Origin of the sequence: Desulfobacter latus, assembly GCF_013389365.1 — a bacterium.
In the GTDB taxonomy this organism is placed as follows: domain Bacteria; phylum Desulfobacterota; class Desulfobacteria; order Desulfobacterales; family Desulfobacteraceae; genus Desulfobacter; species Desulfobacter latus.
On record NZ_JACADJ010000045.1, the window covers coordinates 26249 to 32942 of the forward strand.

Annotated in this window: 5 protein-coding genes and 1 CRISPR repeat array; of the genes, 1 reads left to right on the forward strand and 4 read right to left on the reverse strand. The window is 49.3% G+C overall.

Features of this window, described 5'->3' with window-relative positions; genetic code table 11:
- Window positions 1–222: 222 nt before the first annotated feature.
- Window positions 223–703: direct repeats of the CRISPR family, unit length 36 nt; unit sequence GTCTTAATCCTCTCTAATCGAGGCAGTCTTTCTGAC.
- 240 nt (window positions 704–943) lie between these two features.
- The 4 genes from HXW94_RS12455 to HXW94_RS12470 are packed head-to-tail and all read right to left on the reverse strand — an operon-like array spanning window position 944 to window position 5761.
- Window positions 944–3058 (reverse strand): hypothetical protein, encoded by a 2115-nt coding sequence (locus HXW94_RS12455; RefSeq protein WP_178367228.1) that lies wholly within the window; start codon window positions 3056–3058, stop codon window positions 944–946.
- A gap of 16 nt (window positions 3059–3074) precedes the next feature.
- Window positions 3075–4226 carry a hypothetical protein gene (locus HXW94_RS12460; RefSeq protein ID WP_178367229.1) on the reverse strand — a complete coding sequence of 384 codons (1152 nt, stop codon included), beginning with the start codon at window positions 4224–4226 and terminating at the stop codon, window positions 3075–3077.
- Window positions 4227–4238: 12 nt separating this feature from the next.
- Window positions 4239–5288 (reverse strand): hypothetical protein, encoded by a 1050-nt coding sequence (locus tag HXW94_RS12465; protein WP_178367230.1) that lies wholly within the window; start codon window positions 5286–5288, stop codon window positions 4239–4241.
- Complete coding sequence (locus tag HXW94_RS12470) at window positions 5285–5761, reverse strand: hypothetical protein (RefSeq protein ID WP_178367231.1); 477 nt, start codon at window positions 5759–5761, stop codon at window positions 5285–5287. The genes HXW94_RS12465 and HXW94_RS12470 overlap by 4 nt, the downstream gene beginning before the upstream one ends.
- A 284-nt stretch (window positions 5762–6045) precedes the next feature.
- On the opposite strand from HXW94_RS12470, the gene HXW94_RS12475 reads away from it, so the two are divergent.
- Entirely contained in the window at window positions 6046–6372 is a 327-nt protein-coding gene (locus tag HXW94_RS12475; protein ID WP_178367232.1) for a hypothetical protein, read from the forward strand.
- The last annotated feature ends 322 nt before the right edge of the window (window positions 6373–6694 follow it).

Sequence of the window (6694 nt, forward strand, 5' to 3'; positions counted from 1 at the left end):
GAAGATTGCTTTCTCAGTATATATTCTTCATGCGCTTCATGTCCTTCATGGTAAAATAAAATATTTTCCGGCAGTTACATTTTGGATACCAAATTTGGGCATCCTTCATTTGCCAGTTTACACTTTTTGGAGCAAGCACCTATTTTTTAGCAATCATTCCCCAAAAAAGTGTAAAGTACTTTGGGGGTGATATGAAGGATGCCCAAATTTGGGAAGTTTTCCGTCTTAATCCTCTCTAATCGAGGCAGTCTTTCTGACGTGCAAGAGCGACCAAATCAGAACGGAAAAGCGAACATAGTCTTAATCCTCTCTAATCGAGGCAGTCTTTCTGACTGTAACATGGTACAGCCTGAGCATTTCGACAGCAATAAGTCTTAATCCTCTCTAATCGAGGCAGTCTTTCTGACAATATTTATCATGTTTGCATGCCCGTTAAAACTCAAGTCTTAATCCTCTCTAATCGAGGCAGTCTTTCTGACGAACAATCTTATGCACAAAACAAGAGTATTCTCCACCAGTCTTAATCCTCTCTAATCGAGGCAGTCTTTCTGACATGGCGCGGTAATGTGGAAATCCGAAAAATGTTTCCGTGTCTTAATCCTCTCTAATCGAGGCAGTCTTTCTGACAAAACAAGCGTGGAAGATTCGTCGCGCCATGGCAGCCAGGGTCTTAATCCTCTCTAATCGAGGCAGTCTTTCTGACCCTGGGTAGTTGAAAGCCTTGGCCTGCAAGCCTTTCAGAAGCCGATTTAACGGACCTACCCGATTTTCGGGGTTCGGAAAAAAATTTCACAGTGTTTTTTTGTTGCATTTCAAGTTAATTATTTGAAATTATTGATAATATCAAAATGACGGACCTCCGCGGGTCCTGTTAACCCCCAATATGCCATGTTAATGGCTGCAATATAGCGGTGTTCGGACAAATTGTCAAAGAGCAGATGTTTTACTGATAGGAAAAAGGGAAAATTTCGTCATGGTGCCGTCGAACATGCTCCAGGGCTGAAAAAAAGGGACGGTCAAACAAAAATGCAAAGCGGGACGGGTTAAGTTGTCTGGCGTCCGCTTTGGCCTGGGCTTCCCAGTGATCGGTTTCAGCATTGACGTCAGAGGTGGACACAAGGTCTTTTAAAAATGCCAGGGGCTTGAGCATCATGATCCCAATGGTCGGGCCAAGTGTGTTGTCTCGGCAGATTTCAAGGCTTTGTTCAAACAGTGACCGGGCATTTTCTTTATCATGACGCAGCAATGCAGCCCGGCCGAGATTAAAGCAGATTAACTGCCAGGGATGTCCGTGCCGGAGCGTCTTTGTTACATGGGATACAAGCCCGGTATAGAGGGTATCCGGAACCGCAATGTCCTCCGCAGCCAGAAACCGGGCCGACATATTGATCTGAAATGGGTTCAGGTCCGGGACCTTTGCGGCGATCTGTCCGGCATCCTCAACCCCAAGGTATTTAAACAGGCAGGCCAGTGCCCCGTCCATATCTCCAGCGCACAGGCGGGCCAGTCCCAGATAGCTGTATTGACGCATCCACTCGGGTTCAAGCTCCGGGGAACTGTTTTCGCCAAGGGCCTGGAGCGCCTTGCGCGACCAGGCCTCGGTGGCATCAATATACCGGGGTCCGCAAAAGGCGCTGTGTTGTACAAGGGTGCCGTAAAGCCGTCCCAGGGGCTGATCAATGACACAGCCCGATGCCGCCATCACCCGATGCCGCGTTTCCAGCAGGGCCAGCAGGCGCGTCAGTGATCCGGGCAGATCCGTTGTGAATTCAAACCGGTTATGGGCATTGACCAGCAGGGTGTTGAAAAATTCCACGGCCAGGTCCGCATCCAGGGTCATGGCATGCTCGGCCATCGCTTTGCCCTGCTGTTCCCAGATCTTTGCCCGGATCGTCTCTCCCCGGTGGTTGAACAGGGCCAGGTTGGCCGTACACCAGATCAACCCGGCCATGGGCCATTTTCCGGGCACCGCATCCGGGGCCGATTCGGTCAAAGCCTCGGCGGTGTCATGGCGCGAATAGTCCCGGACCATGCCGGCAAACGTCCGGGCAAAGCGGTTGAACAGCGCCATATCCGCAAATATATCCGCTAAAAGCCCCTGGACAACAGATTTTTGATACCCGAGCCATTGGCCGGGGAATCGCGCCATTTTATCAATGAACAGCCCGGCATCCGCCAGGGCCATGGTAAAATCATGGAGCCGCCGGGCATGTTCATCCGAATAGAGAGTCGCAAGGGTCCAGGCCATATCAAACCGGGACACCGCATAAGGGGTCATCTGCCTGATGTGCTGTTCGTCCAGGGCCTGGGCCGGGGCGGACTGAACCGGGTGCAGAACGCATTTAAAGTGGTGTTCGCATGCACCATTGATCTTTTGATCCAGGTACCCCACGGAGGTGATGCCGCCATGGCCATCCAGACCGCCTGTGGCAATAACATCCGGGGAGACCGCGTGACCGGTCATCAGACTTTTCATACCAAGGCCCAGCGCCAGCGCGGCAGATCCATCGCTGAACTGCATCATGCCGCTGTCCACGGCCAGGGGAAACACCACAAACCGCCGGTTTGACACCGCCGGGCAGGCGTGCCGGGCACATTGTTCCGCGCAGCAGATGCTGTCCTTAAACCTTGTATCCATAAGTTTCCGGGCCCAGGGTGGGATGAGAAGATCCGAAGACTCTGAAGGCACCAGCCCGGCAATAAACCAGACCACCCGGGCGGACCGGTTTCGTGCGACCAGTACCGGTATTTTGACCCACCTGCCGCTTTCCGGGGTTTCCATATCCGTCATTAAAAGCGTGTCCCGGGGACAGTGCCGGGCCAGGCAATCCCGGACCCCGGGAACAGGGGCCGGGTCCAGAAGCTGGTCAGCCCAGAGGCGACGATAAAACAGGGTTTTAAGCTGGGATGGGATGCCTGACGATTCAATTGTATGAAGATCATCATCAAACGACGCCACGGTCGGATTGTATTTCAGCCCCTTGGAAAGATCCATTAATATAGATTCAAGATGGGAGTGACCATTCGGCGATTTAGCAATAAAAATAAGATTCTGCATACGTCTGCGCCTGCAATTACCGGTCAAGGGAAGCGTTGTTGTGCAAAATCACCAGGCAAAACTGCTCATCCGCAGTCAACGGCCGATGAAATGCCGCCATAAAACGCCGCTGGCCGGGATCAACATGTACATCGCAGGCGGTCAGGACCCGGTTTGTCGAATCTTTAATAAATCCCTTAAATTCGTCGCCGGTAACGTCAATTTCCGGGGCATCAACCACCCCGCTGATCGAAAAGGGATCGCAGGACGGGGTCTGATGTTCAATCCGGCATTCAACCGGCACAACGCCCGCTAAATCTTCACCGTCAAAGACGTAGTACGCCGCGGTCAGGTATTGGGTGTCGTCCTGTGCTGCGCTCATGGGCAGGAGATGATCGGGAAACCGTACCGCAGCCAGGCACGCATCAATGCTTTGGGGCGCCCAGTCCCAGTTAATGTCCGGAATTTTGTTTTTGATAAACATGATCATGGATTCAAGGATATCCGGCGTTGTCTCTTTTTCCACATGGGCCACAAGCAAGGGCACGGCCATGGAAGAAAAGACATATCCTGTTTCAATTTCCAGCTCCCGGAAAAACTGACGCGGATCGTTCTCTTTTAACGGGATGGGAACGATGGCCCAGGAGGGCAGAAAATCAGGTGCCTCATCCATTTGACGCACAGCGTCTACCACCTTGTTTTCCACAGTACCCGTACAAGGCCCTAAAAAGGATTGATCCACTGCGTAGATATTCCAGGTTTCAATAAATAATTCCGACAGCCCGTGCATTAGATTTCTGGGGACCACCAGGTCACCGGGTCCGGCCAGGGTCATGTCCGGCCAGATCTGGGCCACCGTAATGATGGTATCGTCTACAGATAAAATCAGCACATCAGGGGGCGTGTAATAATAGTTGTTTTTCCAGCAGCCCAGGTCCGGGTCCAGTTTCCGGATCTGGCCGGGGGCGGCCGGCGGGGTTTTTAGGGCATCGGAAAAATTGGATTCTATGTGTTGAACAAAATCATCCCATGCCTCGATTTCATCTTTTAAAAAGGTGGTGCAGAACGGGCAGATCCGATTATGTGCTTTAATCTGTTCGGCGTGATGATCAGATTGTTTGATTGAGAGCGGGGGGCAGGTTCTAAGCTGTCTGGCCAGGGCCAGGGCGTGTTTTCGTGTATAATTCATAGCAAATCCTTCTTATGCTTTTTCTTTGTGGGCATGCCAGGTATTCAGGTCTGCACACAATTGAAAACGGAAAAAATCCAGATCGGCCGTATCCATGGATTCTTGGCCGTTGTCCGGGGCAAGCCCATCCAGCGAAGATAAAAAAAACTGAAGTCTATCAATCATTTTGTTCCGCTGGTAAGTCATGTTGGATTTTTTCCCCATAAGTTTAGATACGGCGTCATGTGTCAGATTTTTGCATAAAAAATAAAAAAACAGATATTTTTCGTTGTCCTCCAGATAATTAAAACACGTTTGCGCCCATGTGGTCAGTGTCCGTTTTTTAATGTCGTTAAATGCATTGGGTGTCGGGCTGGTTTCTAATATACCGGGCGTATCATCGTCATCATCACTGCTTTCGCCGGACAGCACCCGGGCCTGAAGCGCCACATGCGCTTCAATCCATTTGATAAACGAATTCACCGGCAGGCTGATATCCGCAAGTCCTGCGCACTCAGCCGCAGATGCCCAGAAATATTCGGCCGCCTTTAAAATATTTTTTTGGCTGTTCAAGTCCGTCAGGGACAAGGGCAGGGCCGGGGAATAGGCAATATCTTTTAAATCGTCATCTGCAATGGCCGCCTGCCGGGCATCAATGGTTCGGCTGAAAAAATTTTCCCGGTGGTTTTGCTCGTTTTTAAAAAAACGGTCGGACTCGCCCAGGGCTCTCAGGATATTCCGGCGAAACAGCCGCCAGGTGTCCCTTTGAATATCTTTCTCCCGTCGTGACAAGTCAACTAATTTGTCGTACAATCTTTTTTTGACCAGCCCCAAACCACTTCGCCCCATCAGTGTCGACAACATGGATTCATCTTCAAGCAAAAACACCAGGCATTCCTGTTTCAGTTCTTCCTGGAATATTTTTTCATTCTCCGTCGTATCCTTGGGCGGTATCCCCCGTAGAAACAGCCCTTTTATTTTCATGGTGTAGTGAATCGAGTTAATCAATTTATCCAGAATGCCTTTGTTGGCCGGATCGTTCAGCCATCTTTCAAATTCCCGGTTTAAACTCGTTTTTGTCACAATGCCCCCGCCTGTTGCCTGGTTTGAATGTCAGATGCCGAAACCTCGCCTTTAAACGCCAGCGTCTTTGCCTGGGACGCCGGTATGGTAAAAGGAATACGGTCAATAATATAGGATGTTTTCTCCATGGAAAAACCGGTATGACGCAGTTTGGTGTTTTTATTTACCCACCGGTTACTGCCGCCGGAAGAAGAACAGGGGCATGCCCTGAAACCGATACCGCCGGCAATCGGCTTTAACGCAAAAACAGGGTGGGTGCCCATGGGGTCGGCCTTGGCCGGGAATATGCCTTGGGTCAGGGAATGCAGGGTCTGGTTTCGCCCCCCTTTGAAAAAAAAATTTTTCCGCCAGAACGCAAGGGGGATACGCGCATTATTCACCAGAACCAGTTCCAGGTCCGTATCTGCCGTCATGGTCCTGCGGGGCTGTCCCCAGATGTTATCAAACGTTGTTGCCGATGATGGTTTTGACATGGTCTTTTCCCGAGTTGAATTTAAAACTGAAAAAAAATTTTAAAAATAAAATATCAACGCCGTACATGTACATGTTCAAAAAAACAATGGTTATGATCGCTTTTGCAGTACTGCGAAAAAACTATAGTAAAGTAAAAACCTGGATAAGATGGCCGTCTTAACCAGGCTTTAGAGCAAACACAAAAAACAATCATACACAGCGACGAGTACGAAGGGTGTTTTGCGTCTTCTATTTAGCGTGTTCATTTTAAGGTGCAAAACACCTCTCGTCAAGGAGGTTTTATATGGAAAACGCCCGGAAAGAAAATACAAAAGTCGTTCAAGGTGTTACAGGGATCTGGCTGAAACCATTTAGAGACATCGAAGAAAGGCGAAGTCTGGTTGTTCACCCGCATAAATCAACCGTAGTCATGGGTAGCCCCGAATACTGTGATTTCTATCGCGTTGACCATAATGGGTTGTATTGTACAAAAATCAGGATGAGCAGCGGGTTCATTCCGATGGTCAACCAGAAAGACGGCATGGTCACAGCCATGGAGTCCAGTTTTGAAAATGATTTGTTTTGCGGCGTATGTCTCAAGGCGTTGTTTGATTACTTCTTTGGGCGATGATTTCCCCAGGGCTTTTATATGAAAAAGTTTAACCACGGAAATCACGGAAGGCACTGAAGACAGATTTCTGTGACTTCTGTGTATTCTGTGGTTAAATGGTTAAATTTATTTGCTTTATGGTGGCCAATGGCAAAAATAATTCTAACGGATGCCCTGGTAAGCCTTCCAGTTTTTCATTTCAACGAGGTTAACCCGCAAAGATTATTATATAAAGCGCTGCGGTCAAGCTGAGACTTTAATATTCTTCCCATTGTCTCAAGCATACATCGCTTCACCCTTGAAGGCAGGTATGTATTAAAATCCACAATGGGTTCCAGTATTT

What these genes read in the sequence shown, in the direction of transcription:
- HXW94_RS12460 (WP_178367229.1), bottom strand. Translation starts at nt 4,226, where the DNA reads ATGAATTATACACGAAAACACGCCCTGGCCCTGGCCAGACAGCTTAGA.
- HXW94_RS12455 (WP_178367228.1), bottom strand. Translation starts at nt 3,058, where the DNA reads ATGCAGAATCTTATTTTTATTGCTAAATCGCCGAATGGTCACTCCCAT.
- HXW94_RS12470 (WP_178367231.1), bottom strand. Translation starts at nt 5,761, where the DNA reads ATGTCAAAACCATCATCGGCAACAACGTTTGATAACATCTGGGGACAG.
- HXW94_RS12475 (WP_178367232.1), top strand. Translation starts at nt 6,046, where the DNA reads ATGGAAAACGCCCGGAAAGAAAATACAAAAGTCGTTCAAGGTGTTACA.